This is a genomic window from Pseudomonas sp. LW8 (genome assembly GCF_041956865.1).
GTDB classification, from domain to species: Bacteria; Pseudomonadota; Gammaproteobacteria; order Pseudomonadales; family Pseudomonadaceae; genus Aquipseudomonas; species Aquipseudomonas siliginis.
On sequence record NZ_CP168138.1, the window covers coordinates 4,522,698 to 4,548,609 of the forward strand.

General features: G+C 59.4%; 21 protein-coding genes. 8 read left to right on the top strand and 13 right to left on the bottom strand.

Annotation, left to right across the window (positions count from 1 at the left end; genetic code table 11):
- Positions 1–24: 24 nt before the first annotated feature.
- The 3 genes from AB9L16_RS20380 to AB9L16_RS20390 are packed head-to-tail and all read left to right on the top strand — an operon-like array spanning position 25 to position 3,586.
- Positions 25–1,926: an ATP-binding protein gene (locus AB9L16_RS20380; RefSeq protein ID WP_056790048.1), complete on the top strand. Its 1,902-nt coding sequence runs from the start codon at positions 25–27 to the stop codon at positions 1,924–1,926.
- A complete protein-coding gene (locus tag AB9L16_RS20385) occupies positions 1,923–3,248 on the top strand; it encodes a sigma-54 dependent transcriptional regulator (RefSeq protein WP_258707143.1) in 1,326 nt (441 codons plus the stop codon). The genes AB9L16_RS20380 and AB9L16_RS20385 overlap by 4 nt, the downstream gene beginning before the upstream one ends.
- An 8-nt stretch (positions 3,249–3,256) precedes the next feature.
- Positions 3,257–3,586, top strand: a complete 330-nt coding sequence (locus tag AB9L16_RS20390; protein WP_177342732.1) for a GlpM family protein — start codon at positions 3,257–3,259, stop codon at positions 3,584–3,586.
- 18 nt (positions 3,587–3,604) lie between these two features.
- On the opposite strand, the gene AB9L16_RS20395 is transcribed toward AB9L16_RS20390, so the two are convergent.
- The 3 genes from AB9L16_RS20395 to AB9L16_RS20405 form a co-directional block, all read right to left on the bottom strand.
- Positions 3,605–4,513 carry a hypothetical protein gene (locus tag AB9L16_RS20395; RefSeq protein WP_129997578.1) on the bottom strand — a complete coding sequence of 303 codons (909 nt, stop codon included), beginning with the start codon at positions 4,511–4,513 and terminating at the stop codon, positions 3,605–3,607.
- Positions 4,510–5,205: a hypothetical protein gene (locus tag AB9L16_RS20400; RefSeq protein WP_095181777.1), complete on the bottom strand. Its 696-nt coding sequence runs from the start codon at positions 5,203–5,205 to the stop codon at positions 4,510–4,512. The genes AB9L16_RS20395 and AB9L16_RS20400 overlap by 4 nt, the downstream gene beginning before the upstream one ends.
- Before the next feature lie 107 nt (positions 5,206–5,312).
- Positions 5,313–6,347: an alpha/beta fold hydrolase gene (locus AB9L16_RS20405; protein WP_217851391.1), complete on the bottom strand. Its 1,035-nt coding sequence runs from the start codon at positions 6,345–6,347 to the stop codon at positions 5,313–5,315.
- A 216-nt stretch (positions 6,348–6,563) separates the two neighbouring features.
- Here AB9L16_RS20405 and metR point away from each other — a divergent pair, with 216 nt between their 5' ends.
- On the top strand, positions 6,564–7,481 hold the full coding sequence (gene metR, locus AB9L16_RS20410; protein ID WP_016773382.1) for a transcriptional regulator MetR: 918 nt from the start codon (positions 6,564–6,566) through the stop codon (positions 7,479–7,481).
- 130 nt (positions 7,482–7,611) lie between these two features.
- Here the strand turns inward: metR and AB9L16_RS20415 are convergent, their stop codons facing one another.
- From AB9L16_RS20415 to AB9L16_RS20425, 3 genes are read right to left on the bottom strand one after another with little or no spacing between them, the layout of a single operon-like run.
- Positions 7,612–8,109, bottom strand: a complete 498-nt coding sequence (locus AB9L16_RS20415; protein WP_150638626.1) for a GNAT family N-acetyltransferase — start codon at positions 8,107–8,109, stop codon at positions 7,612–7,614.
- 1 nt (position 8,110) lies between these two features.
- The gene (locus AB9L16_RS20420; protein ID WP_375122616.1) at positions 8,111–8,749 is read right to left on the bottom strand and encodes a LysE family translocator; all 639 of its coding nucleotides are present in this window, start codon (positions 8,747–8,749) and stop codon (positions 8,111–8,113) included.
- Between the two features lie 23 nt (positions 8,750–8,772).
- On the bottom strand, positions 8,773–9,207 hold the full coding sequence (locus AB9L16_RS20425; RefSeq protein WP_095181775.1) for an NUDIX domain-containing protein: 435 nt from the start codon (positions 9,205–9,207) through the stop codon (positions 8,773–8,775).
- Positions 9,208–9,421: 214 nt separating this feature from the next.
- On the opposite strand from AB9L16_RS20425, the gene AB9L16_RS20430 reads away from it, so the two are divergent.
- Positions 9,422–9,892 carry a DUF4234 domain-containing protein gene (locus AB9L16_RS20430; protein WP_056790069.1) on the top strand — a complete coding sequence of 157 codons (471 nt, stop codon included), beginning with the start codon at positions 9,422–9,424 and terminating at the stop codon, positions 9,890–9,892.
- A 275-nt stretch (positions 9,893–10,167) separates the two neighbouring features.
- Positions 10,168–11,787, top strand: a complete 1,620-nt coding sequence (locus AB9L16_RS20435; RefSeq protein WP_252886745.1) for an FMN-binding glutamate synthase family protein — start codon at positions 10,168–10,170, stop codon at positions 11,785–11,787.
- Positions 11,788–11,833: 46 nt separating this feature from the next.
- Here AB9L16_RS20435 and AB9L16_RS20440 read toward each other — a convergent pair whose 3' ends face one another.
- The 7 genes from AB9L16_RS20440 to AB9L16_RS20470 form a co-directional block, all read right to left on the bottom strand.
- A complete protein-coding gene (locus tag AB9L16_RS20440; protein ID WP_375122617.1) occupies positions 11,834–13,252 on the bottom strand; it encodes a glycosyltransferase family 39 protein in 1,419 nt (472 codons plus the stop codon).
- A gap of 21 nt (positions 13,253–13,273) precedes the next feature.
- On the bottom strand, positions 13,274–14,236 hold the full coding sequence (locus AB9L16_RS20445; protein WP_056790077.1) for a lysylphosphatidylglycerol synthase transmembrane domain-containing protein: 963 nt from the start codon (positions 14,234–14,236) through the stop codon (positions 13,274–13,276).
- Positions 14,233–14,973 (bottom strand): SDR family oxidoreductase, encoded by a 741-nt coding sequence (locus tag AB9L16_RS20450; protein ID WP_150638615.1) that lies wholly within the window; start codon positions 14,971–14,973, stop codon positions 14,233–14,235. Before AB9L16_RS20450 ends, AB9L16_RS20445 begins: the two co-directional genes overlap by 4 nt.
- Positions 14,970–16,286, bottom strand: a complete 1,317-nt coding sequence (locus AB9L16_RS20455) for an FAD-binding oxidoreductase (protein ID WP_236168270.1) — start codon at positions 16,284–16,286, stop codon at positions 14,970–14,972. The genes AB9L16_RS20450 and AB9L16_RS20455 overlap by 4 nt, the downstream gene beginning before the upstream one ends.
- Positions 16,283–17,722 (bottom strand): UbiA family prenyltransferase, encoded by a 1,440-nt coding sequence (locus tag AB9L16_RS20460; protein ID WP_056790362.1) that lies wholly within the window; start codon positions 17,720–17,722, stop codon positions 16,283–16,285. The genes AB9L16_RS20455 and AB9L16_RS20460 overlap by 4 nt, the downstream gene beginning before the upstream one ends.
- Positions 17,723–17,748: 26 nt before the next feature.
- Positions 17,749–18,111 (bottom strand): GtrA family protein, encoded by a 363-nt coding sequence (locus AB9L16_RS20465; RefSeq protein WP_095181734.1) that lies wholly within the window; start codon positions 18,109–18,111, stop codon positions 17,749–17,751.
- 237 nt (positions 18,112–18,348) lie between these two features.
- Positions 18,349–19,770: an amino acid permease gene (locus AB9L16_RS20470; protein WP_056790085.1), complete on the bottom strand. Its 1,422-nt coding sequence runs from the start codon at positions 19,768–19,770 to the stop codon at positions 18,349–18,351.
- Between the two features lie 474 nt (positions 19,771–20,244).
- Between AB9L16_RS20470 and AB9L16_RS20475 the strand changes: the two genes are divergently transcribed.
- Both AB9L16_RS20475 and AB9L16_RS20480 read left to right on the top strand, forming a co-directional pair.
- Positions 20,245–20,703 (top strand): transposase, encoded by a 459-nt coding sequence (locus tag AB9L16_RS20475; RefSeq protein ID WP_252878832.1) that lies wholly within the window; start codon positions 20,245–20,247, stop codon positions 20,701–20,703.
- 2,045 nt (positions 20,704–22,748) lie between these two features.
- Positions 22,749–25,868, top strand: a complete 3,120-nt coding sequence (locus tag AB9L16_RS20480; protein WP_041479897.1) for a transglycosylase domain-containing protein — start codon at positions 22,749–22,751, stop codon at positions 25,866–25,868.
- The last annotated feature ends 44 nt before the right edge of the window (positions 25,869–25,912 follow it).

The following is a 25,912-nucleotide window of genomic DNA, read 5'->3' on the forward strand; positions in this document are numbered from 1 at the left end:
TGTGGTTGACCCAAGGCATCTGTGATGAAATGCGACCCCACTCTTTATCGCGCTGCAGAGCCATCACTTGCCGTGAAGCCCCGTCTGATCCGTCATCTGTTCCTGCCGCCGCTGATCATCGCCCTGATGGTCGGACTGGGTTTTATCGGCTTCTGGACCAGTGAACACTTCGGCATCCGCAGCCTCGGCGAAAACGGCCAGCGTCAGCTGGAACTGCACGCCCGCGCGGTCGAAAGCGAGATCAGCAAATACACCTACCTGCCCAGCCTGCTGGAACTCGAAACGAGTGTGCCGCAGTTGCTGGCCGACCCGACCCCGGAACACCGGCAGACGGTCAACGATTACCTCGAAGGCCTGAACCGCCGCAGCCGCAGCCGGGCCATCTACGTCATGGACACCACCGGCCGGGTCATGGCCACCAGCAACTGGCGCGATGTCGACAGTTATCTGGGTGAAGACTTGTCCTTCCGCGCCTATTTCAAAGACGCCGTGCGCGGCCAGCCCGGGCGCTTCTACGGCATCGGCAGCACCAATGGCGAACCCGGTTACTACCTCGCCCACGGCCTCGAAGAGCACGGCAAGATCATCGGTGTCGCGGTGGTCAAGGTGCGTCTGGAAGCCATGGAAGAACGCTGGCAGCGGGCGCGACTGGAAGCGTTCGTCAGCGATGAGAACGGCATCATCATTCTCTCCAGCGATCCGGCCAGGCGGCTGAAATCGGTGATCCCGCTCAGCGATGAGGTCAAGGAAAAACTCGCTCGCAGCCTGCAGTATTACTGGTTCCCGCTCAACGAACTGCAACCACTGGCCCGCGAGACGCTGGCCGAAGGCGTGGAGAAACTGACTTTCCCGGCCAACAGCGAATTGCAGCCCGACGAAGACGACATCAGTTATCTGGCGCAAACCCGACTGCTGAGCGACACGCCGTGGAATTTCACCCTGCTCACGCCATTGCAGGACCTGCGCCGCGAAGCCATCAACCAAGGCATTCTGGTGGCGGTGGCGTTTGCCCTGTTCGCCTTCCTGCTGATTGCCTGGAACGAGCGGCGCAAAGTCCTCGCCACCCGCCTCGCCGCCCGCGAAGCGTTGCAGGAAGCCAACAGCCAACTGGAGCGTCGGATTACCGAACGCACCGCCGATCTGCGCGCCAGCAACGAACGCCTGAAGAGTCAGATCCGCGAGCGCCGTCAGGCCGAGGAGACGTTGCGCCGCGCCCAGGATGAACTGGTTCAGGCCGGCAAACTCGCGGCCATCGGCCAGATGTCGACCAGCATCGCCCATGAATTGAACCAGCCGCTGGCGGCGATGCGCACGCTGTCGGGCAACACCGTGCGCTTTCTTGAGCGCGGCCAGCTCGACGTCGCCAGCACCAACCTCAAGACCATCAACGACCTGATCGACCGCATGGGCCGGATCACCGCCAGCCTGCGTTCGTTCGCCCGGCGCGGCGACAACAAGGGTCAGGCCAGTCTCGGCAAAGCCGTCGACGCCGCGTTGCAAGTGCTCGGCGCGCGCGTGGAAAACACCGCGCTGCAGATTCACCGGCAGTTTGCCGATGTGCAATTGCTGATCGATCAGACCCGTCTCGAACAGATCCTCGTCAACCTGATCGGCAACGCCCTCGACGCCATGCACGCGCAACCGCAGCCGCAGCTGTGGCTGGAGGGTGAAGAATTCAACGGCAAGTACCGCTTGCGGGTGCGTGACAACGGCCACGGCATCGACGCCGAAGCGCGCAAGCATCTGTTCGAACCGTTCTTCACCACCAAACCCGGCGAGCAAGGCCTGGGACTGGGCCTGACCCTGTCCGCCAGCCTCGCCGCCGCCACCGGCGGGCACCTGGGTGTCGAACACCCGGCCGGCGGTGGCACCACTTTCGTCCTCAGTTTACCGTTGGTAAGCCCTCTTTCTGCCGAGCCAATATGAACCCTGAACTCAGTGTGCTGATTGTCGAAGACGACCCCCATGTGCTGCTCGGCTGCCAACAGGCGCTGACCCTCGAAGACATTCCGTGCATCGGCGTCGGCAGTGCCGAAGAGGCGCTGGCGCAGGTCGGCGACGACTTTGCCGGCATCGTCATCAGCGACATCCGCCTGCCGGGCATCGATGGGCTGGAATTGCTCACCCGCCTCAAGCAGCGTGATCGCAGCCTGCCGGTGGTGCTGATCACCGGCCACGGCGACATTTCCATGGCCGTCGGCGCGATGCAGAAAGGCGCCTACGACTTCATGGAAAAACCGTTCTCGCCGGAACGCCTGGTCGATGTCGCGCGGCGGGCGCTGGAGCAACGCAGCCTCGCCCGTGAAGTGTCATCGCTACGTCGGCAACTGGCCGAACGCGATTCGCTGGAAGGGCGGATTATCGGCCGCTCACCGGCGATGCAGAACCTGCGCGAGCTGATCGCCAACGTCGCCGACACCTCGGCCAACGTCTTGATCGAAGGCGAGACCGGCACCGGCAAGGAACTGGTCGCTCGTTGCCTGCACGATTTCAGTCGGCGCCACAGCAAACAGTTCGTCGCGCTGAACTGCGGCGGCCTGCCGGAAAACCTTTTTGAAAGCGAAATCTTCGGCCACGAAGCCAACGCCTTCACCGGCGCCGGCAAACGGCGCATCGGCAAGATCGAGCACGCCGACGGCGGCACGCTGTTCCTCGATGAAGTGGAAAGCATGCCGCTGCCGTTGCAGATCAAGTTGCTGCGCGTACTGCAGGAACGCACCCTTGAACGCCTCGGCTCAAACCAGAGCGTGGCGGTGGATTGCCGGGTGATCGCGGCGACCAAATCCGACCTCGATGAGTCGAGCAAGGCCGGGGAATTTCGCAGCGACTTGTACTACCGCCTCAACGTCGTGACCCTGGAATTGCCACCGCTGCGCGAACGCCGCGAAGACATCCTGCAACTGTTCGAGCATTTCACCCAGCAATCGGCGCTGCGCTTCGACCGCGCGCTGCCGGAGCTGGACAACCAGACCCTGTCGAACCTCATGAGCCACGACTGGCCGGGCAACGTGCGCGAACTGCGCAACGTCGCCGAACGCTTCGCCCTCGGCCTGCCGGCCTTCAAGAAATCCGGAGCCAGCGCCGGCCAGGGTCTGGCGTTTGCCGAAGCGGTGGAAGCGTTCGAGCGCAATCTGCTGGTCGACGCCTTGCAACGCAGCGGCGGCAACCTGACCCAGGCCAGCCAGGAACTGGGCATGGCCAAGACCACGCTGTTCGACAAAGTCAAAAAGTACGGGCTGAGCCACTGATGGATCTGATTCTCAAAGCCGCCATCGGCGCCGCAGTGGTGCTGATCCTCGCGGCACTGTCCAAGACCAGGAACTATTACATCGCCGGCCTGGTGCCGCTGTTCCCGACCTTTGCCCTGATCGCGCATTACATCGTCGGCAAAGGCCGCTCGGTCGACGATCTGAAAACCACGATCGTGTTTGGGATGTGGTCGATCATTCCCTACTTCGTGTATCTGGCGACGTTGTATGTGATGGTCGACCGCATGCGCCTGGAAGCATCGCTGGCCGTGGCGGCGGTGGCGTGGCTGATGGCGGCGACGGTATTGGTGAGCGTGTGGGTCCGGCTGCATGCCTGAACCCACGCGCATCAGCCACTAGCGACCGTAGACTTTGGCCAGTTGCGCGGACGACAGAGCATCCTCGAACGGCACTGGCACTGACTTCACCGCACCGTAAAGATTGCGGTAGCGCCAGTAGTTGCCGTTCTGCGCCAGTTGATAACCGCGCTCGACCACACGCTGGCCGTCGAGCACGTAACGCAGGGTTTCCTGCGCGGCGGGCGGTGGCGTCGGTTGCATCAGATCGGCGCTCAACACGCGCATGGATTCGTCAATGCATTCATCCAGCACGGCGGTGACCTTGGCCAGGTCAAGGGCGCCGTCATCGATACATTGCTTGCCGCAACGACGAATCGGCTGACTGGCCACTTCGATGCGCATGCGGTACAGCGGCGAGCCGGCGATATCCTGTAATTGCACCTGATTGACCAGCACGAAACTGCCGCGATCGGGCGTCAGCATCAGCTTCGGTTCGATCAGCAACCGTGCCGTGACCGCACCTGCCCCCTGCTTGAATCCGGAGACTTGCGACGCCGCCTGAAAACGCTGTTGCAAGCGCTCCTGCAACGGCACGCCGGCGAGCAGGTCGGCCAGCGGCCGCGATTCGTTCAGCGCGGCTTTTTCGGCATCGCGCTGTAACGTACCGGAACCCATTTGCGTATTGATCAGACTGGCCACCAGAATGCCCGCCAGCCCGGCGCCCGCACCGGAGCTCGACACCAGCGTGTAACTGGAATTGGCCGCGTTCACTGCCGCCTTGCTGTCGATCACCGTGCTGGCGCCAACAAATTCCGCCGGCAGTTGCACGTCGACCTTCAGTCCGTGTGCCTGCACATAGCTCATGGCCGCCTGATCCTTGAAACCGGCCTCGGGTGCCGGTTTCTGCGCACAGCCAGGCAACGCCAGCAGCGAGATCGCCGCGAGGGTCAGCGCCAGTCGTTTCATTGTGCGAACGGGGCGATCATTTGCTGACGGCTGTTATCCATCGCTTGATAAAACGCGTTGGACAGGTTGGTGTAAGACGGCTCGTCCCACTCACCTTGCGCGGCTTGTACAGCGGCGAATGGCTGGTACCACAAGAGTCTGTTGTCCGACAGATCGATCACCATGCCCTGGCCGCCGACCTGGGCCATCGGCACGCTGGTGGGCACGATGCTGTAGTAGCTGCGGGTGGCACCGGTGGCATAAATCGACACCAGCAACAGACGGTCGATGCCGTGGGCAGCTTTCATCGGCGACAGGTCCTTGGTCATGTAGCCCTCGCGGAAATCGACTTCCTTGAAGGTCTTCAGATCGACCTTTTCATCAATGCGCTTGGCCTTGTAGCCCTTGGCCTGCAACTTGGCGACGATGGCGTCGGGCAGGGTTTCCAGGTCGCGCACCTGCCAGGTCTCGACGTTGGCGCTGAGCTTGCTGTTGACGCCGGCATTGATGGCGTAATCGAGGATGCCCTGATTGCCGGTCAGCGCCAGCACCGGCGACGGTACGACGGTAATGGCCACACCGATGGTCGGCTCTTTGGCATCCCAGAACTGTTTGTCCAGGGCCACGGGCGGTTGCACATGGGCGCAGCCGGTGAGAGTCAGTACGGCGAGCAGGGCCAGCGCGGCCCATTGACGTGTAGCGCGAAAAATCATGGATCAAGTCCCTATGTCTGAAAACGTTCCTGCGCCTTATCGGCAACAACGCGGCAAACAATAGTGGCACATTGATATTTTTTTGGCGACAGGATGCTGGCGCAGTCTTACAGCAGATTGTTCGGCGCCGCCGGATCGACCCGAGCCCAATGCGAAGTGTCCTCGCGATGCGCCTGCAAATACGGCAGCACCGCCGCCAGCAACGGCTCCTTGAACGCCTCCTGAAAGCGATGCGCCAGTCCCGGAATCAGTTTCAACTGACTGCCCTGAATGTGCGCCGCCAGATGCACGCCGTGCATCACCGGCAGCAGCGGATCTGCCGTGCCGTGCACCACCAGGGTCGGCACGCGCAGCTGATTGAGCAATGCCACCCGGCTCGGTTCGGCAAGGATCGCCATGATCTGGCGCTTGACGCCTTCGGGGTTGAACGCGCGGTCGTAGGATGCCGCCGCCTGTTGCAGCAAGGCCTGTCGATCATCCGTCACCGCCGGGCTACCGAGTGCCGCGAGCAGATCGGCCTGTTGCTCCAGTGCCACTTCGCGATTCGGCGCACCTCGGCGCGAGAGCAATTGCACCAGCGCCGCACTCGGTGCCGGCAGGCCTTCAGCGCCGGAAGTGGTCATGATCAGGGTCAGGCTTTCCACCCGCTGCGGCGCCATTGCCGCCATGTGCTGGGCGATCATCCCGCCCATGCTCGCGCCGAGCACGTGGAATTGCTCAACCTTCAGCGCCGTCATCAAACCCAACGCATCGTCGGCCATGTCGGTCAGGCTGTACGGTGCCGACACCGGTAAACCGAGCTTGTAACGCAGCACTTCGAAGGTCAGATTGGCCTCGATCGGCGCTTGCCGCCAGGTCGACAATCCGACGTCGCGGTTGTCATAGCGGATCACCCGGAAACCCTGCTGACACAGCGCGACCACGACTTCGTCCGGCCAGTGGATTAACTGCCCACCCAGGCCCATGACCAGCAACAGCGCCGGGTCCGATGCGCGGCCGATACTTTGATAGGCAAGACTGACCTGCGCCAGCTCGGCGTGCTCGGTCGGCACGTTGACATCACAGCGTCCGGCTGCAAACGAGCCGGCCCCGAACAAAAGCGCGGCCAACGCGGCCGCGACTGAAAAAACTCTCTTGAACATGAAAAATACCAAAACGCAGCACCCCAGTAGAGCGCGAGTCTGATGAAGTTCGTGCGAGCGCGCTGCCACAGTTGCATGACAGTTTGATGAAGAGTGCCGAGCGGTCGTCTGTCGAATTCCCCCCGGATCCTCGCCGACAGATCGACAAAGCCAACGTCATGAGACAAACTCACCTTCCCCGCATTCGTCACAAGTTTTCTTCATGGAGCCCCGCCGGTGCTTGAAATCCGACATCTGAAAACCCTGCACGCCCTGCGCGAGGCCGACAGCCTGGTGGATGCCGCTGATCGCCTGCATCTGACGCAATCCGCTCTATCGCATCAATTCAAAGAGCTGGAAGAGCGCATGGGCATGCAGTTGTTCGTGCGCAAGACCAAACCGGTGCGCTTCACCAGCGCCGGTTTGCGCCTGCTGCAACTGGCCGACGCCACCCTGCCGCTGTTGCGCGCCGCTGAACGGGACATCGGTCGGCTGGCCGGTGGCACCGCCGGGCGTCTGCACATGGCTATCGAATGTCACAGCTGCTTTCAGTGGCTGATGCCAACCATCGACCAGTTCCGCGATGCCTGGCCGGAGGTCGAGCTGGACCTGGCTTCGGGTTTCGCTTTCGCCCCACTGCCGGCACTGGCGCGCGGCGATCTGGATCTGGTGGTGACCTCCGATCCGCTGGAAATTGCCGGCATCACTTACGTGCCGCTGTTCACTTACGAAGCCATGCTCGCGGTGGCCAATCAGCATGCGCTGGCGAGCAAGCCGTACATCGTGCCCGAAGATTTGTTGACGGAAACGCTGATCACCTACCCGGTCGAGCGTGATCGTCTGGACATCTTCACCCGCTTCCTCGAACCGGCCGACATCGAACCTGCGCAGGTGCGCACTTCGGAACTGACGGTGATGATGATGCAACTGGTCGCCAGCGGCCGTGGCGTCTGCGGGATGCCGCACTGGGCGCTGCATGAATACAGCTCGCGCGGCTATGTGAAGGGCAAACGGTTGGGTGAGAAAGGCTTGTTCGCGACGCTGTACGCGGCGATTCGCACGGACATGCTCGACGCGCCGTACATGCGCGATTTCCTGCTGACCGCCAAGGACACTTCGTTCTCGACCCTCGATGGGGTCAGTGCCGTACGCTGATTTTTCCGAGCAAGAGTTCCCCCTGTGGGAGCGAGCCTGCTCGCGAAAGCGGTGGATGATTCAGCGATGATGTCGGCTGGACGGACGCCTTCGCGAGCAGGCTCGCTCCCACAAGGATTGTCGTGGTGGGTCAGAGCTGGCGCCACATGTGGATCTTGTCGAAGTAGTCTTCGCCCACCCGCACGGCGAGTGGCTCGAGGCCGAACTGAATGAAGCCGCAACGCTGGTACAACTGAAAAGCCGCGTCATTGCCGGCGGTGACAGTGAGCTGCAGTAGCTTCAGCGCCGGATGCTTTTGCGCTTCGACCAGTGCCGCCTGCACCAGATCAAAGCCCAGCCCCTTGCGACGAAAATCCGCCGAGACATACATGCCGAACAGCGTGGCCTTGTGTCGTGCCTTCTCGCGCGGTTCAAAGGCCAGGCCGACAATCCCGGCCAACGTCCCGGCATCGAATGCCCCCAGCACCACATCGAGCTTGCTGGTCAGGCGCCCTTCCCACCAACTCAATGGCATCACCGCGCGTTCGCGCACGCTGGAGGTGAACGCCTGCGGATGCCGGTCGTAGGCTTGCAGCATCAGTTCGCGGTAAGCCAAGGCGTGGCTGGCGTCCAGCCGTTCGATCCACATGTCAGGCAGTCCGCCGTTGTTCGAGCATCAGCCGTACGGCAAGGCCACCGAGGACCATGCCCATGAAATAGCGCTGCATCGCCAACCACGTCGGGTTGCGCACGAACCACGAAGCGATGCCTGCGGCGAACAGCGCGATCAACAGATTGACGCTGAAGCTGACGCCGATCTGCGTGAGGCCGAGGACGATGCTTTGGGTGAACACCGAGCCGTGCTCAGGGCTGATGAATTGCGGAAACACCGACAGATAGAACACGGCGATTTTCGGGTTCAGTGCGCTGGTGAGAAAGCCCATGGTGATCAGCTTGCGCGTCGAGTCCGGCGGCAATTGCTGCGCTTCAAACGGTGAACGCGCGCCGGGTTTCAGCGCTTGCCAGGCCAGCCACAGCAGGTACAGCGCACCGGCCCATTTCAACACTTCATAAGCCATCGGCACGGCAAGAAACACTGCCGTCAAACCCGCCGCCGCAGCGAACATATGCACGAAGAACCCGCCGACCACGCCGAGCAGCGACGTCACCCCCGCGCGGCGCCCCTGACAGATCGAACGCGAGATCAGATAGATCATGTTCGGCCCCGGTGTCAGCACCATCAGCAACGCGGCGGCGGCGAAGATCAGCAGGTCTTGCAACGGGATCATGGCAACGTCCTTTGCGGGAATGATCAGGCGAGTGCAGTCAGTGAACGGCGATAAAACGGCAGGATGTGTTCGCGTGTCAATGGCGCCAGCTCGAGCGCCGGATCAGTGGCCGGATCGACCCAGATGACTTCCTCGATTTCCGCCGCCGGACACACGTCAGTATCGATGGTCAATTGGAAGATCTCCGCGTGCACGATGAAGCCCGGCTCGTTGGCGGCGGGGGCGGAAAAACTGTTGAGGAAAATCGCCTGCGCCGGGTCGATCTGCAACCCGAGCTCTTCTTCCAGCTCACGGGCCAATGCGTGTACTGGCAACTCGTGGGCTTCGATCTTGCCACCCGGTTGCATGAAGGCCGTGGTGCCGCGCTTGCGCACCAGCAGGGTCTGGCCTTGGGCGTTGAGCAACAGGGCGGCGGCGATATGGATGATGCAGGGCGAAACGGCGGATGTCGGCGTCATGAGTCGAAAAATGCCTTGTGCGAAAAGATCGCAGGATCCCACGCCCGACGCGCCTGCGTCATCAGAAGATCCCTACAAGGAGCATCAGTGATCAGCCTGACTCTGACGACAAGTCCGCCCAAAGGCTCGGAAATTTCCCACTCGCGAATTTGGTAGCGTTATTCATCGCTGCCCGGCAGCCATTCGCTACATCGCCTAAGAGGGAAAACGCTGCATGTCTGACATTTCGACGCTCAAGGAAAAGAACAATCTCAAGACGCTCCATTTCATTCTCCTGACCGTAGTCACCATGGGTCTCTACTCGGTTGTATGGCTGCACAAAACAACAACCGTGGTTGAGGAGGTCACTCAAATCAAGACACTGAGCCAGACCGGTCTGGTCGTTTATCTGGCGCTCTGTGGTATCGGAGGGATCTTTTTCACCGTATCTGATCCGCGGTTCATAGCCACGGGGTATGCGATGACGGTCATTGCCCAGCTCATCGCCATTGCTTGGTGCTTTCGAGTTCGCAGAGCCTTGCGCGCCTACACGCTGACCAAACACAACTTCGAACCGCGAATGAACCGCTTGTATTCAGTCCTGTTCACCTTCTATCACATCAATTACTGCATCAACGATATGGCCAGGGCCAAGCACAAACATGACCAGAAACGGCAAACGCCTCAGGAATCGGTCGCGGCATAAACAAAAAGGTAATCGTCGATTTCGCGTGCCAGTTAGCTTCCACCTTTCACTGCAATTCCTTGTGCGAGCTTGCTCGCGAAGGCGTTCGTCAATGCCACAAGTTTGCCCACCAGTATTGCTGCATGGCTGCTTCTCGCGGTCAACAGCCAAGTCAACTGGCATCGTAAGCGAGACGGCTCCGATGTAGGCGAGGAGAGGGACGTCTGCCTGTTCACGGTTCCGTCGTTGGCGCAATATGCCTGCCAGCCACAAACAATCCGAACCAAGGAAACCGTATGAGCCTGTCGCTGCTGAGCCGCTACGCCTTCTTTGCCGTCTGTGTGATGTTCACCCTCGCCAGCCTGCCCTTTCTCGAACATGACTGGCTGTGGCCGATCACCGCCGCCACCGCTGTGCTGAGCCTGCTCGGCGTGTTCGACCTGTTGCAGACGCGCCATGCAGTGCGCCGCAATTATCCGATTCTGGGCAACATCCGTTATTTGGTCGAAGGCATCCGCCCGGAGATTCGCCAGTATCTGCTCGAGTCCGACAGCGATGCCCTGCCCTTCTCCCGCGCGCAGCGTTCGCTGGTGTACTCGCGAGCGAAAAACGAAACTGCCGACAAACCGTTCGGCACGCTGATCGACGTTTACCAGTCCGGCTTCGAATTCATCGGCCACTCGATGCGCCCGGCGCCGTTGAGTGACCCGAACGGTTTCCGCGTCATTGTCGGGGGTCCGCAATGCACGCAGCCGTACTCGGCGTCGATCTTCAATATTTCGGCGATGAGCTTCGGCTCGCTCAGCGCGAACGCGATCAGGGCGCTGAATCAGGGGGCGAAACTCGGCAACTTCGCCCACGACACAGGCGAAGGCAGCATCAGCCCGTATCACCGCGAACACGGTGGTGATCTGACCTGGGAGCTGGGCAGCGGCTACTTCGGCTGCCGCACCAGCGACGGCCGTTTCGACCCTGAGCGCTTCGCCGTGCAGGCGCAGAATCCGCAAGTGCGCATGATCGAAATCAAGATGAGCCAGGGCGCCAAACCCGGCCATGGCGGGATCTTGCCCAAGCATAAGGTCACCAGGGAGATTGCGGAAACACGCGGCATCCTGATGGGCGAGGACTGCGTCTCGCCGTCGCGCCACAGTGCGTTTTCAACGCCGATCGAGATGATGCAGTTCATCCAGCAACTGCGCGAATTGTCCGGTGGCAAACCGGTGGGCTTCAAATTCTGCCTCGGCCATCCGTGGGAATTCATGGGCATTGCCAAGGCCATGCTGGAAACCGGCATTCTTCCGGACTTCATCGTCGTCGATGGCAAGGAAGGCGGCACTGGCGCAGCCCCTGTCGAGTTCACCGACCACATCGGCGTGCCGATGCGCGAAGGTCTGCTGTTCGTGCACAACACGCTGGTCGGCCTGAACCTGCGCGACAAGATCAAACTCGGTGCGAGCGGCAAGATCGTCAGCGCCTTCGACATCGCCAGCGTGCTGGCCATCGGCGCTGACTGGGCCAACTCCGCGCGCGGCTTCATGTTCGCCATCGGCTGCATCCAGTCGCAGTCGTGCCACACCAACAAATGCCCGACCGGCGTTGCCACCCAGGACGCCTTGCGCCAACGCGCTCTGGTGGTACCGGACAAAGCCCAGCGCGTCTACAACTTCCATCGCAGCACGCTCAAAGCACTGGCGGAAATGCTCGCTGCAGCAGGCCTTGAGCATCCCTCGCAACTGTCGGCCAAGCATCTGGTACGACGCATGTCGGCGACCGAGATCAAACTGTTCTCGCAGTTGCACGTGTTTTTGAAACCGGGGGAATTGCTCACCGGTGAAGTGAATGGCGAGTTCTATTCGCGGATGTGGCAGATGGCGCGGGCGGACAGTTTTGAGCCGAGCGAGGTCGTCGCTGCGTAACTGCTCAAAGGTGTGCATTTCCATTCGGAATGCCCACCGCTACCGATCATGGTTCAAATGTACGGATCTTGAATAATCGCACATGACCTATTTCTTCCTTATCGATAATTTTTGCTTCGTACCTTTCTAGATTTTTGATTCCCTGAGCAAAACCAGGACCATAGTTCGTCTCCAGAACATAAAATTCTTTCGGGTGACTGGGCAACGACAAATCAGTTTTCAGCTTCTCTAAATTACTAACAAGCAGCGGAGATCCCAGCAACTTGAAATAGACACCAAACTGAATCGCATCAAGCGAATAGATTGGCAACACGCTTGACTTATTCATTACAGAGATGACGAGATCTCTCATGTGCGTCTCGCGTGAGTACGGATTTTCAGGATCCCTCAGATAACTGATATCCCTGAATAAAGGCGTAGCAGAAAATGTCATCAATACCACCAGCATTAACACTTTTACTGGCACATCTCTTATATTGCCAACTGCGTACGCAGCCACCAGCAATACGGCGGGCAGAAGAAAAATAAAATTGCGTTGAGTTGTCACCGGGCGTAAGTAAACAGAACAGACATAGGGCACCACAATTCCTACTACCCCCCAGAACACAATCAGCCTGCAAGCAATTGCGCTTTCAGGATTTTGAGCCATCGACGCCAGCCCTGAAATTAAAATTACAGCGAGCAAAGCGGCCAGAAACGTATCTCCGAAATACAACAGGAAAACCTTGAAGAAAAAAACAGTTTCGGGTGGTTGAATCCAGAAATCCCGTGAAAAGCTACTCTCAGCGTACGATAAACCAGGAATTACGGTTAATGCGGCAAAAAATCCGGCGCAAATGAACCTGTATATAACTTGGCTGTGGACCTCGCTGCGCAAGATCATGTGAAGCAACACAAGCACTTGAGCAAAGACCGGCAGATAACCGAAGTAATGAGTATTTATCAGCGCGGCGGAAGTCAGCCAATAGCAAAAAAAATCCTGCCCTCTGCCTCGACTTAAGCAGCGCAAGAAGATCACAAAAGACAAAACGGTAAGCAACGACAGAAGCGCATAAGAGCGAGTCTCTTGCGAATACTGAACCAAGAAACTATTGACCGCTGCCAACCACGCAACGATGAGCCCTACTTGTTCATCAAACAATTTGCGCCCGAGGAGGAATACAGAGGGAATCAACAGCACGCCGATTACCGCAGAGAGATACCGCCCTGTGTGTTCGCCAAACCCGACAGCCTGATAATAAGTCCACAGGAAAATCTGATAAAAGGGAGGATGAACGTCACTCAATGTAGTTCGATACACGTCAAAGAATCCATTTTGCGGATCGCTTACCGATACACTGAAGGCCTCATCCAGCCACAGGCCAGTAGCATCGATGTTGCGCAACCTTACATACAGGCCAAATCCAATTGCGCCAATCAGACACAGGTACATTGCCAATTTGTACTTTCGCGACGCAGTGTCCATTGTCATCTCCTCAGTAGTTACTCAGCCATGATCAAAACCGGCTACCGACCTCTTCCATAAAAGTGCAAGCATTCCCACCCCGACCGCCAACCACAACGTTACCAGCCGTAACAAAACCGTCGCCGCGATCGCATCTGCCAACCCGACTCCGCCTGAAACCAGCAGCGCTAGCATCGCTGCTTCGGCACTGCCCAAACCGCCCGGCATGAAACTCAGAGCCCCCGCCAACATGGCCACCGCATAAATAAAGATCGCCAACGTTAGGCCCACGTCCGCGCCCATCGCCTGCAAAATCCAGTAAAACGCCAATGCTTCAAGCCCCCAGGCCAGCAGGCTCAATAGCGTTGCGCCCATGAAGCGACGAGGGGAATGACAGCGGCGCGACTGACGCAATACCTGAACGGCATGCCCCAGCAACCGCGAGAATCTGTCGTGCCGTTGCTCAGTGCGACGATCAATCGCGCTGGCAAGGCTTGGCGAAAACATCATCGATGCACCGCATGCCAGGAGGACGAGACTGGCAACGACCATCGACAACCATTGCGGATGCGCGCTCAAGCCGAACAACGCCAGGCCCGTCATCGCCAGCAGGTCCGCAAGCCGCTCACTGAACAGCGCGGCAAAGCTCTGTGCGTAAGGCACCTCCAAACGTTTGAGCAAAACACCGCGCAACGCCTCCCCGGCCTTGCCGGGAGTAGTCGTCAGGGCGAATCCGGCCAGGTAGATGTTCAAGCTCGCCCGCCAGGGCAACCGGTGGCCCAGGGCAGACAGATAACCCTGCCAACGCAAAAAACGCAGACCGTATCCAAGCAAAACCACGCAGACGATTTGCCCGCACTGCCACCAACCCACTCGACTGACCGCCGCGCTCACCGCCGACCACCCACCCCACAGGGAAACAGCGAGATAAGCGAGGGCGGAGCAGATCACCGAGCCAATCAAAACGCGGTAACGCCACCCGGATAACATCAGCGTCTGATTCACAGGTTCAGCCTCTTGAACAGCGGCTGCGGCATCACCCGAATCAGCCACATGATCACCGCCCAAAAGCCGGGCACATACAGCACCGCCACCTGTCGATTGATCCCTCTGACTATTCGCCGGGCAACCGTATCCGGTTGCGCTACAAGCACGGAGGGCAGCGCCAACCCTCGCGTCATGGGCGTGTCGACTAACCCAGGCTTTATCGTGATCACATGCACACCCGCTTTGAACAAGCGTACCCGCAAGCCTTCGCAGAACGTGGAAACCGCCGCCTTTGCCGCGCCGTACAGGTAATTGGAAGGTCGTCCTCGATCCCCGGCCACCGAGGAAATGACCGCCAGCGTGCCGTGCTGCTGGACAACCATGCGATTTGCCAACAGCGTCAACAGCGCGATCATTGAACTGCCGTTATTGGCGAACTGCTCCATAGCCTGTTCAACGTGTTGTTCGCACGCGTACTGATCTGGCAGCGAGCCATAGGCAATCAGACAGATATCCACCGTCTGCAACGTCGCCAGGCATTTCTCGTACATGACCGGATGTGCGGCGATATCACTGGCGTCCATGACGTACGTGGTCACGGCTCTGGCACCTCGAGCCTGAAGATCGACGCTGGTTTGCTGGAGTTTTTGCGCATCCCTGCCGACCAGGAACAATTCGCTGCGATCAGCCGCCCACAATCGTGCGCAAGCGCAGGCAATCGCCGAGGTGGCGCCCACAATCAGTATTTTTTTCATCGAGTGACTCGCTGCCAGAAACGGGACATCAGGGTCGGATCGCGCATCGCTTCCAACTGCTCCCAGGCGGGATAGGCCTGGCGAAAATCGCTGCCGCTCATGTGAGCGTCCTTGGCTGGATACAAACGACCGCCTGCTTCCCGCACGATGGCGTCGAGACGCGGCAGAAGTTTTTTCGGCAGATCTATGTCGTGTGGAAAGTCCAGCGCCAATGAAGTACCGGGCATAGGAAAGGAAAGCCATCCCGGCGAAGGAATGTCGCCACAACGCTTGAGCACCGCGAGGAAGGAGCCACTGCCGCTACGCGCAATCGACTTGAGTAATTCGGCCAGTGCCACGGCTGCAACCGAGGCCGGCAATACGCACTGAAATTGCTGGAAACCTCTGCGTCCGTAGATGCGATTCCAGTTTTCGATACGGTCCAACGGATAGAAGAACGAGCTGTAACCAACCTTTTGATGTTGTCCGTTCGTTGGCTGCCGTTTCCAGTAGTGATCGTTGAACAGTTTCAAGGTGAGCGAATTGATCAGCGATACCGGAGGGCGGATCGGGACAGACAGAGAACGTGGTGCAGCGACCTCAAGCGGCCCCGCCTCGCAATGATCCCCAGCCGTGAAGCATCCGCGCCCTAGCGCATTGCCCTTGGCCAGGCAATCGATCCAAGCGACGCTGTATTCATGCCGCGCATCCATGTCGGCCGACAGGGCAAAAAAGTCATCCAGACAGTCAAAACGCACCCGTGTGCTGTCGATCAGGCTGGACTGGATTTTGCGCAGACGAATGCGCACCCAGGTAATCACGCCCGTCAGGCCGAGCCCGCCGATGGTGGCGGCAAACCACTGTGGGTTTAGCGTCGCCGAGCACACCATCGGCGATTGCATGGAACGGTGCAGCCCGAAACACACCAGCGAATGGGCAAACGTGCCGCAGCGATGGTGATTTTTCCCGTGGACGTCATTGGCCACCGCCCCACCCAGCGTTACATGCCGCGTACCGGGTGTGACGGGCAAAAACCAGCCACGGGGAATGGCGAGTTGTAAAATCTCGCCCAGTGTCACGCCGGCTTCAGCGCAGATCTCACCCTTTTCCCAGTCGCCTTCAATGAAGCGCTTCAGGGGACGTAATTGCAGCACGTGATCGCTTGCGGCCATGCAGCTATCGCCATAGCTGCGGCCATTGCCAAACGGCAAAGTTGTCCCGTGTGATTCGATCAACTGCTGCCACTGCGGTCCGATATCCGCTTGCCAGTGACAGGGACGACCGCTCTGCGGGGCATGGGGATAGTTTCCCCAGGAAGCCAGCGAGGCCGTCATGCCGCCACCCAGAAAATCAGACAGAACACTGTTCCCATCACCAGACTCAAGCGATCACGCAGTGCGAAAACCACCGGATCCTCATTCATGCGGCCGCGATGCGTCAGCAGCCAGATACGAGTGATCCAGAACAGCATCAATGGGCAGGCAAACCAGAGCCATCGGGGATATGCATACAACTCGGTAGTTGCGCTGTCATGGATGTAAAGCGCCAGCACCAGGACAGCGAGATAACCGGATGCGGCCCCCAAAGAGGAGAGCATTGCCAGGTCCGCAGGAAAGTAGTCGCGGCCGCCGGTCTTACCGGTGATGCCGCCGTGCAGCGCCAGCAACAGCTCGGCATAGCGCTTGACCAGCGCGAGGCTCAAAAACATGAACATGGAAAAAGCCAGCATCCACCCCGTCAGGTCGAGCCCGAAAGCGGCGCCACCGGCAATGATGCGCAAGGTGTAAAGCAGCGCCAAAGCGATGACATCCAGCGCCATCAACCTCTTGAGCACCAGCGAATACACCAGCGTCAGGCCGTAATAGCAGGCCAGCACGGCAATGAATGGGTGAGGCAGCCACAACCACGCGCCGATGAACGACACTGACAACAGCAGGGGGAAAATCAGCAGACCGGACTGGATGGATAACGAACCATTGGCGAAGGGTCGATTGCGTTTGCTCGGGTGCCTGCGATCATCGTTCAGGTCGAGCAAGTCGTTCAGAAGATAGACGCTGGATGCACACAAGCCGAAAAGCATGAAGGCCAGCAAGCCGCGCCCCAATAGCAGCGGGTTGGCCACTTGATGCGCTGCAAGCAGGGGAACGAAAATCAGCACATTCTTCATCCATTGATGAATGCGCAAGGCTTTGTACAAACTTCTGAAATACGTAACGCGAGAGTGAACCACCTGGGCTACGTTATCCAGATGCCGGGCGGCACGTTGGACGCCCGCTAGCGGATTGACGATATAAGCTTGCCTGGCCGACCGCCAGATCGGCAGATCGTCCAGCGAATTGCCGATGTAATCGAAACTTTTCTCCCCATATAACGCCACCAGCGCATCACGTTTGTTCGTTCCCGAAAGGTTCTGCTCGAGGGTTGAACCCAGAACGTCATCAAACACCTGCAGATGCTCGGCGATCCGCACTGCCAATGTGTAATGACTGGCTGTGGCGAGAACAATTTTCCGACCGGCGTTGCGCTGTTCCTCGATCATCCGGAGTACGTCGGGATCATAGGGCAAAGTCGCGAGATCGACGTCCGATGTCATTGCCAGTCGATCTTTCAGATACGCCTTGCCGTGCCAGAGCCAGGGAAAGAGTTTCAGGCAGTGCAATGGTTTGCTGCGGACAAAGGACATCACGCATTCGAACAGCAGATCAGATTTGACGAGGGTACCGTCCAGATCAACTACGAAGGGCATTGAAGCAGCGCAGGACGCTGACATCGGCAGTACGTCAGGCGGAGAGACGTTCATGCCCGTCGCCCTGGAAAAAGGACAAAGCGGAAAACGCAGTACCCTAAAACAATATTCACCAGCGAAAACGAAGCGACCGTCACAAGCCCCGACAAGCGCCAGACATCCCCAATGACACCCACGCCAAAACTCACGCCGCCCATCAGGCCGATGAACATCAGATAGGGAAATACCGGCGTTTCCCTTTCAAAGATATAAAGCATGTTCAGATAGAAAGAGAGCGCAGCAGCTACGCAGAACGCCGCAAAGTTGCTGGCCGCCTGACTCAGGGCGGCCGCCTGACAGAGCACGAAAAATATCTGCCAATGGATGAGCGCATCGGCCACTCCGATGGCGGTGGTTGCAGAGAATCCTTTCATGGTGAGGGCCAGCCGCTGCCAGAGGACGGACCTCCAAACTAGGCCAGAGCTTGAAGACGGTCTACTGTCAGAAATTACAGGTCGAGGGCTTTATCCGACCAGCGGTCATCTTGTCGTACTCACGTGTCAATAGCTCTTCCCGTGCGATTTTAAGGCGTTGACCGTTAATCGCCTTGCCCATAAAACCCAAAAGCCCCGATCTCTCGATCAGGGCTTCGTTGTTTACGCACGTAAGGTTCAAGAAACCGAACGCACCGAACCTTGCGTCACTTGCGTCGGCTGCAACTTGAACACGTAAAACAACACCGTCAGCAGCACAAGAAACGCCGGTCCCACATACAGCGCCACGCGGGTGTCCGGGAAGTACGCCATCAGGCCGACCACCAGTACCAGAAACGCCAGCGCGAAGTACGAGCTGACCGGGTACAGCCACATCTTGTACTTGAGCCCGGCACGTTCGCTGGCGCTCAGGCCTTTGCGGAATTTCAGCTGGGCGAGGAGGATCATCACCCAGGTCCAGATCGCACCGAAGGTGGCGATCGAGGTGACCCAGACGAAGACTTTTTCCGGTACCAGATAGTTGAGCATTACGCCCAGCAGCAACACCGCGATCGACAGCAGCAGTGCCCGGCGTGGCACACCGTTGTTCGAGGTCTTGGCGAAGCCCGCCGGGGCCTGGCCGTTCTGCGCCAGGCTGTAGAGCATGCGCCCGGTGCTGAAGATGCCACCGTTGCACGACGACAGCGCCGCAGTAATCACCACGAAGTTGATGATGCCCGCAGCGGTCTTGATGCCCAGACGCTCGAAGGTCATCACGAACGGGCTGCCCTGGGTGCCGATTTCATTCCACGGGTAGATCGACAGGATGACGAACAGCGCGCCGACGTAGAACAGCAGGATCCGCCAGAACACCGAGCCGATTGCGTCAGGAATGGTCTTCTGTGGGTTCTTCGCCTCACCGGCAGTCAGGCCGATCATCTCGACACCGAGGTAGGCGAACATGACCATTTGCAGTGACATCAGCACACCGGTCACGCCGTTGGGCATGAAACCGCCGTGCGCCCATAGATTGGAAATGCCCAGCGCCACGCCATCGTTACCGAAACCAAAAGCGATGATGCCGACGCCGCCAATGACCATGGCGATGATGGTGACGATCTTGATCAGGGCGAACCAGAATTCGAATTCGCCGAAGGCTTTGACTGCGATCAGGTTGATCGAGCCCATGCTGACCAGCGCTGCCAAGGCCCAGATCCAGCGCGGCACATCGGGGAACCAGATGCCCATGTACACGGCCACGGCGGTGATTTCCGCGACGCAGGTCACCAGCCACAGAAACCAGTAGTTCCAGCCGGTGAGAAAGCCGGCCAGCGGACCGAGATAATCCTGCGCGTAGCGGCTGAACGAACCGGCCACCGGGTTATGCACGGCCATTTCACCGAGGGCGCGCATGATCACCAGGATCGCCAGACCGCCAAGGATGTAAGAGAGCATGATCGCCGGACCGGCCATCTGGATGGCTTTGGCCGAACCGAGAAACAGACCGACGCCGATACAGGCACCGAGCGCCATCAGGCGGATATGCCGTTCGCCGAGTTCACGTTTGAGCGGACCGCCCGAAGCGGTGTCGCCGTGCGGCAGAGGATTGCCAACTGGCATAGGGGTACAACCTCGTCTTGTTATTGGATATGACCACCGGGTTTCGAAGCGTCGGCCGATAGGCCTTGGCTGGGCAGGAAACCGCGTCGGCTTCGTGGGCAGACGCGTCTTGCAGGGCAGGCCTGAAAGATCAGCGGGGCGTGCAGTATAAAAAGCTCAGGGCAGGATTTTTCACTCTAAAAGTCACAACATTCAGCGACAACTCTCGGCAATAGTGGGTTCTGCGGAGAGGCATTACCTGCATTACGTAGGAAAAGTCGCCACTGAAAAAGCCGCGAAGTATTGCACAGACATGGTGCAGCGTCATGTTCCAGCCCCGGTGCATTTGATTCACCGCGCGATGTCTCCCCTCGCGCTTGATCACGGATAAATCGCCCGGCGGATTCAGAAATTTCGCTCAACAGTTGCAGCGCCGACCGGGGCGGCCAACCACTAACCTTTGAAAAAGTCAGGAGCATATGCAAGGAAGCTCACATGCCAGTTCGTCCCAATTCCCACCGTTTGCGCCAAGGTCGTTTCTCGGAAAACGGTCGTGCCTACTTCATCACCTCTGTCATCCACGAACGCCAGCCTGTATTTGCAGATTGGCAGACCGGCCGGTTACTGGTTGCAGAACTGCGCCGGGCTCATGAGCAAGGAGTCGCGCAGTCCATCGCCTGGGTTGTCATGCCTGACCACTTTCATTGGCTGATGCAATTGCAACGCGGCTCACTTGGTGAAGTCATTGGCGGTGTAAAGGCTCGCTGTACGCATGCGGTTAACAGAAACACCGGACGTCACGGACCGCTGTGGCAAACCGGCTACCATGACCGAGCGATCCGTGACGGCGAGGACCTGGAGCCCATCGCCCGCTATATCATCAATAATCCCTTGCGAGCCGGGCTGGTCGATAACCTCGGTGATTACCCGCTTTGGGATACCTGCTGGCTCTGAGCGCAACAGCTCTCTGGAATAAGTGCATCTATTGTGGCGAGGGGATTTATCCCCGCTCGGCTGCGTAGCAGGCGCAACTTGCTCACATGCGGTGTGCCTGTAGAAACCGTGCTGGCAGGTTTTGGGGCTGCTTTGCAGCCCAGCGGGGATAAATCCCCTCGCCACAGGGAGTCCCCGCATGACTGATAAATCGGCTAGCCACAGGGAGTCCATCGCTCGCACAGACACATCATGAGGATGTGAACAGCCTCTTTGTGGCGAGGGGATTTATCCCCGCTCGGCTGCGCAGCAGTCGCAACTGGCTCACATGCCGTGTGCCTGTAGATACCGTGGCGGCAGGTTTTGGGGCTGCTTCGCGGCCCAGCGGGGATAAATCCCCTCGCCACAGGGAGTCCCTGCATGACTGATAAATCTGCTAGCCACAGGGAGTCCATCGCTCGCACAGACACATCATGGGGATGTGAGCAGCCTCTTTGTGGCGAGGGGATTTATCCCCGCTCGGCTGCGTAGCAGGCGCAATTTGCTCACATGCGGTGGGCCTGTAGAAACTGTGGTGGCAGGTTTTGGGGCTGCTTTGCAGCCCAGCGGGGATGAATCCCCTCGCCACAGGGAGTCCCCGCATGACTGATAAATCGGCTAGCCACAGGGAGTCCATCGCTCGCACAGACACATCATGGGGATGTGAGCAGCCTCTTTGTGGCGAGGGGATTTATCCCCGCTCGGCTGCGTAGCAGTCGCAACTTGCTCACATGCGGTACGCCTGTAGAAACCGTGCTGGCAGGTTTTGGGGTTGCTTTGCAGCCCAACGGGGATAAATCCCCTTGCCACAGGGAGTCCCTGCAAGACTGATAGATCTGCTAGCCACAGGGAGTCCATCGCTCGCACAGACACATCATGGGGATGTGAGCAGCCTTTTTGTGGCGAGGGGATTTATCCCCGCTCGGCTGCGCAGCAGTCGCAACTTGCTCACATGCGGTGCGCCTGTAGAAACCGTGCTGGCAGGTTTTGGGGCTGCTTTGCAGCCCAGCGGGGATAAATCCCCTCGCCACAGGGAGTCCCCGCATGACTGATAAATCGGCTAGCCACAGGGAGTCCATCGCTCGCACAGACACATCATGGGGATGGGAGCAGCATTTTTGTGGCGAGGGGATTTATCCCCGCTCGGCTGCGTAGCAGGCGCAACTTGCTCACATGCCGTGTGCCTGTAAAAACCGTGGTGGCAGGTTTTGGGGCTGCTTTGCAGCCCGACGGGGATGAATCCCCTCGCCACAGGGAGTCCCCGCATGACTGATAAATCGGCTAGCCGCCTGAATCCCTCACACTGACAACATCCCGGCATGTGAACAGCCTTTTTGTGGCGAGGGGATTTATCCCCGCTCGGCTGCGTAGCAGGCGCAACTTGCTCACATGCGGTGGGCCTGTAGAAACTGTGGTGGCAGGTTTTGGGGCTGCTTTGCAGCCCAACGGGGATGAATCCCCTCGCCACAGGGAGTCCCCGCATGACTGATAAATCGGCTAGCCGCCTGAATCCCTCACACTGACAACATCCCGGCATGTGAACAGCCTTTTTGTGGCGAGGGGATTTATCCCCGCTCGGCTGCGTAGCAGGCGCAACTGGCTCACATGCGGTGTGCCTGTAGAAACCGTGCTGGCAGGTTTTGGGGCTGCTTCGCGGCCCAGCGGGGATAAATCCCCTCGCCACAGGGAGTCCCTGCAAGACTGATAAATCTGCTAGCCACAGGGAGTCCATCGCTCGCACAGACACATCATGGGGATGTGAACAGCTTTTTGTGGCGAGGGGATTTATCCCCGCTCGGCTGCGTAGCAGGCGCAACTTGCTGACATGCGGTGTGCCTGTAGAAACCGTGCTGGCAGGTTTTGGGGCTGCTTTGCAGCCCAGCGGGGATAAATCCCCTCGCCACAGTGTGTGTTCCAGTTATTCAGACAAGCCGTCTCCTCCGCTCTGCACATTTTCTTCACCGGCTCCAACCACCGTCTAAGCTTCAGACAAGTCCGATCAATCTGCGTGAATGGATCAGTCGACTATGGGCGCTTTGTGGCAAACCGATTCGAGTAAAACCGTGGTTCAGACTGAACGTGTGAATGAAGCGCCTGTCCCTGAAAAACCCCGTCGTCAGCGGCACGGGTGGAAGGCTTTCTGGTTGCTGTTTTTGATCATTGCGGTGGTGGTGGGGCTCGCCGCGTCCAAGGAAATGCGCACTTCGCGCTTTCAGGCGCGGGAGCTGAGCCAGTACGCCGCTTCGCTGACCTACAAACTGGAACCCGGTCCCAGCGAAGCGATTCGTTATCCGGGCAACGGCCCTTTCGATCTGCGCCTGGGTTACAGCTCTCTGGACGAATTCCTCCCGCGCCTGCTCAAGCGCAATTACGTGATCACCGAGCAAACGCGCTTCTCCCCCGCCCTGCTCGGTTACACCGACAAAGGCCTGTTCGTGCCGTACTCGGAAAAGATCCAGGCCGGGTTGTCGATCACCGACTGCCGAGGCGCGCCGCTGTATCGATACAACTATCCGCAGCAACTGTATGCCGACTTCGCGGCGATTCCGCCGGTGGTGGTCAGCAGCCTGCTGTTCATCGAAAACCGCTTTCTCCTCGACCCGAAACAGCCGCTGGCCAACCCGGCGGTGGACTGGCCGCGCTTCGGCATGGCCGCGTGGTCGCAAGTGGCGAAGTTGCTGCACCTGCCCGGGCAATCGGCCGGCGGCAGCACCCTGGCAACGCAACTGGAGAAGTATCGCCACTCGCCCGACGGCCTCACCGTGTCGGGCGCGGAGAAGATCCGCCAGATGATTTCCGCCAGCGTGCGCGCCTATCAGGATGGCCCGCAGACCCTCGGTTCGCGGCAGAACATCGTGCGCGACTACCTCAACAGCGTGCCGCTCTCGGCGGTGCCCGGCCACGGTGAAGTGCACGGCATGGCCGAAGGTTTGCGGGTCTGGTACGGCAGTGATTTCAACAAGGCCAACGAGCAACTGAACAGCCCGAAGAGCGACCCACAAACCATGGCCGCCAAAGGCCTGGCCTTGCGTGAAATGCTCTCGCTGATGATCGCCCAGCGCCGCCCTTCGCATTACCTGACCAAGGGTCGCGACGAATTGGCCAGCCTCACCGACAGCCACCTGCGCCTGCTCAAGCAGAACGGCGTGATCGACAGCGCCCTCGCTGACGCTGCGCTGGCGAGCACCGTGTCGTATCGCGACTGGCAGACCCAGCCAACGATGCAGCCGATTGAAACCAACAAGGGCATCAGTGTTGCCCGCAGCCGCTTGGCGAGCATGCTCAATCGCCCGCTGTACGACCTCGATCGCCTCGACCTGTCGGCCACCAGCACCCTGCAGGGCGATCTGCAAACGCAGGCCACGGCTTATCTGAAAAAACTTGCCGACCCGGCCTACGCAGCAGAAATCGGTCTGCTCGGCGAACGCTTGCTGACACCCACCAGCACCACGCAAGTGCGTTACAGCTTCACCCTGTTCGAACTGACCCCGGACGGCTCGCGGGTGCGCGTGCAGACCGACAGCACTGATCAGCCGTTCGACATCAACGAAGGCAGCAAGCTTGAACTCGGCTCGACGGCGAAAATGCGTGTGCTGACCACGTACCTGCAAATCGTCGCCGAGCTGCACGACAAATACGGCGCGATGGGCGTGGCAGAATTGAAAAAAGTCGAAGTGCCCGATCAGGACCGCCTCAGCCGCTGGGTCATCGACTACCTGATCCAGAACAAGGATCACGACCTGTCGAAGCTGCTCGGCGCCGCGCTGGATCGCAAATACTCGGCCAGCCCCGGCGAGGCGTTTTTTACCGGCGGTGGGCTGCACAGATTCAACAACTTCCGCAAAGAGGACAACGGTCGCCTGCCGACCCTGCGCGATTCGCTGCGCGAGTCGATCAACCTGCCATTCATTCGCCTGATGCGCGACATCGTCCGCTACACCACCTACTCAGGCCCCAACGGCGAATTGCTCAAGGATGATCGCGATCCGCGCCGTCAGGAATACCTGGCCAGTTTCGCCGACCGCGAAGGCACCTCGTTCCTGCTCAAGTTCTGGAAGAAGTACAAGAACAAGGACACCCAGGCGCGCCTGGAAACCTTCCTCGACAGCATCCGCCCGACGCCGATTCGCATGGCGGCGGTGCATCGCTATCTGCTGCCGGAGGCCAGTCAGGAAGACTTCAACCGTTTCGTGCGCTCGCACCTCAAGGGCACCAAGCTCAACGAAAAACTCACCGACGACCGTCTGATCCGCCTCTACGATTCCTATGGCCCCGGCAGTTACGATTTGCCTGACCAAGGCTTCATCGCCAAGGTGCATCCGCTGGACCTGTGGATGATGGGTTACCTGCTGCATCACCCGGAAGCGACCTTCAGCGAGATCGTCAAGGCCAGCCATTTCGAACGCCAGGAAGTCTACAGTTGGCTGTTCAAGAGCCGGCACAAGGGTGCGCGAGACAGTCGTATTCGCACCATGCTCGAGATCGAAGCGTTCCTCGACATTCATCAGCGCTGGCAGAAAGTCGGCTACCCGTTCGATCACCTGGTGCCGTCACTGGCCACGGCCATCGGCAGTTCCGGCGACCGTCCCGCCGCGCTCGCCGAGCTGATCGGCACCATCCTCAATGACGGCGTGCGCATGCCGACGCTGCGCATCGACAGCCTGCACTTTGCTGCCGATACGCCGTATGAAACCAGGCTGATCAACGACCCGCACGTGGGCAAACGGGTGATGCCAGTGGAAGTGGCCCGAGCCATGCGCGAGGCGCTGTCGCAAGTGGTCGACGCCGGTACCGCCAAACGGCTGTCGGGCAGTTTCAAATTGCCCGACGGCACGCCGCTGGCCATGGGTGGCAAGACCGGCACCGGCGACAACCGCATTGCGGCGATCGGGTCTGGCGGGCGGATCATCAGTTCGAAGTCGATCAACCGCACGGCGACCTTTGTGTTCTACATCGGCGACCACCATTTCGGCACCCTCACCGCGTTCGTCCCGGGGCGCTCGGCGGAGAACTTCAAGTTCACCTCGGCTCTGCCCACGCAGGTACTCAAAGGCATGGCGCCGATTCTCACGCCGTATCTGCAACCGGGCAGCGACTCACAGTGCCAACCGCCACAGGCGCCCGTGGTGGCATCGGCGCTGCACTGACCGAACATGGCCTGCACGTCGCGCCGAAGGCCATCGGCGCAAAT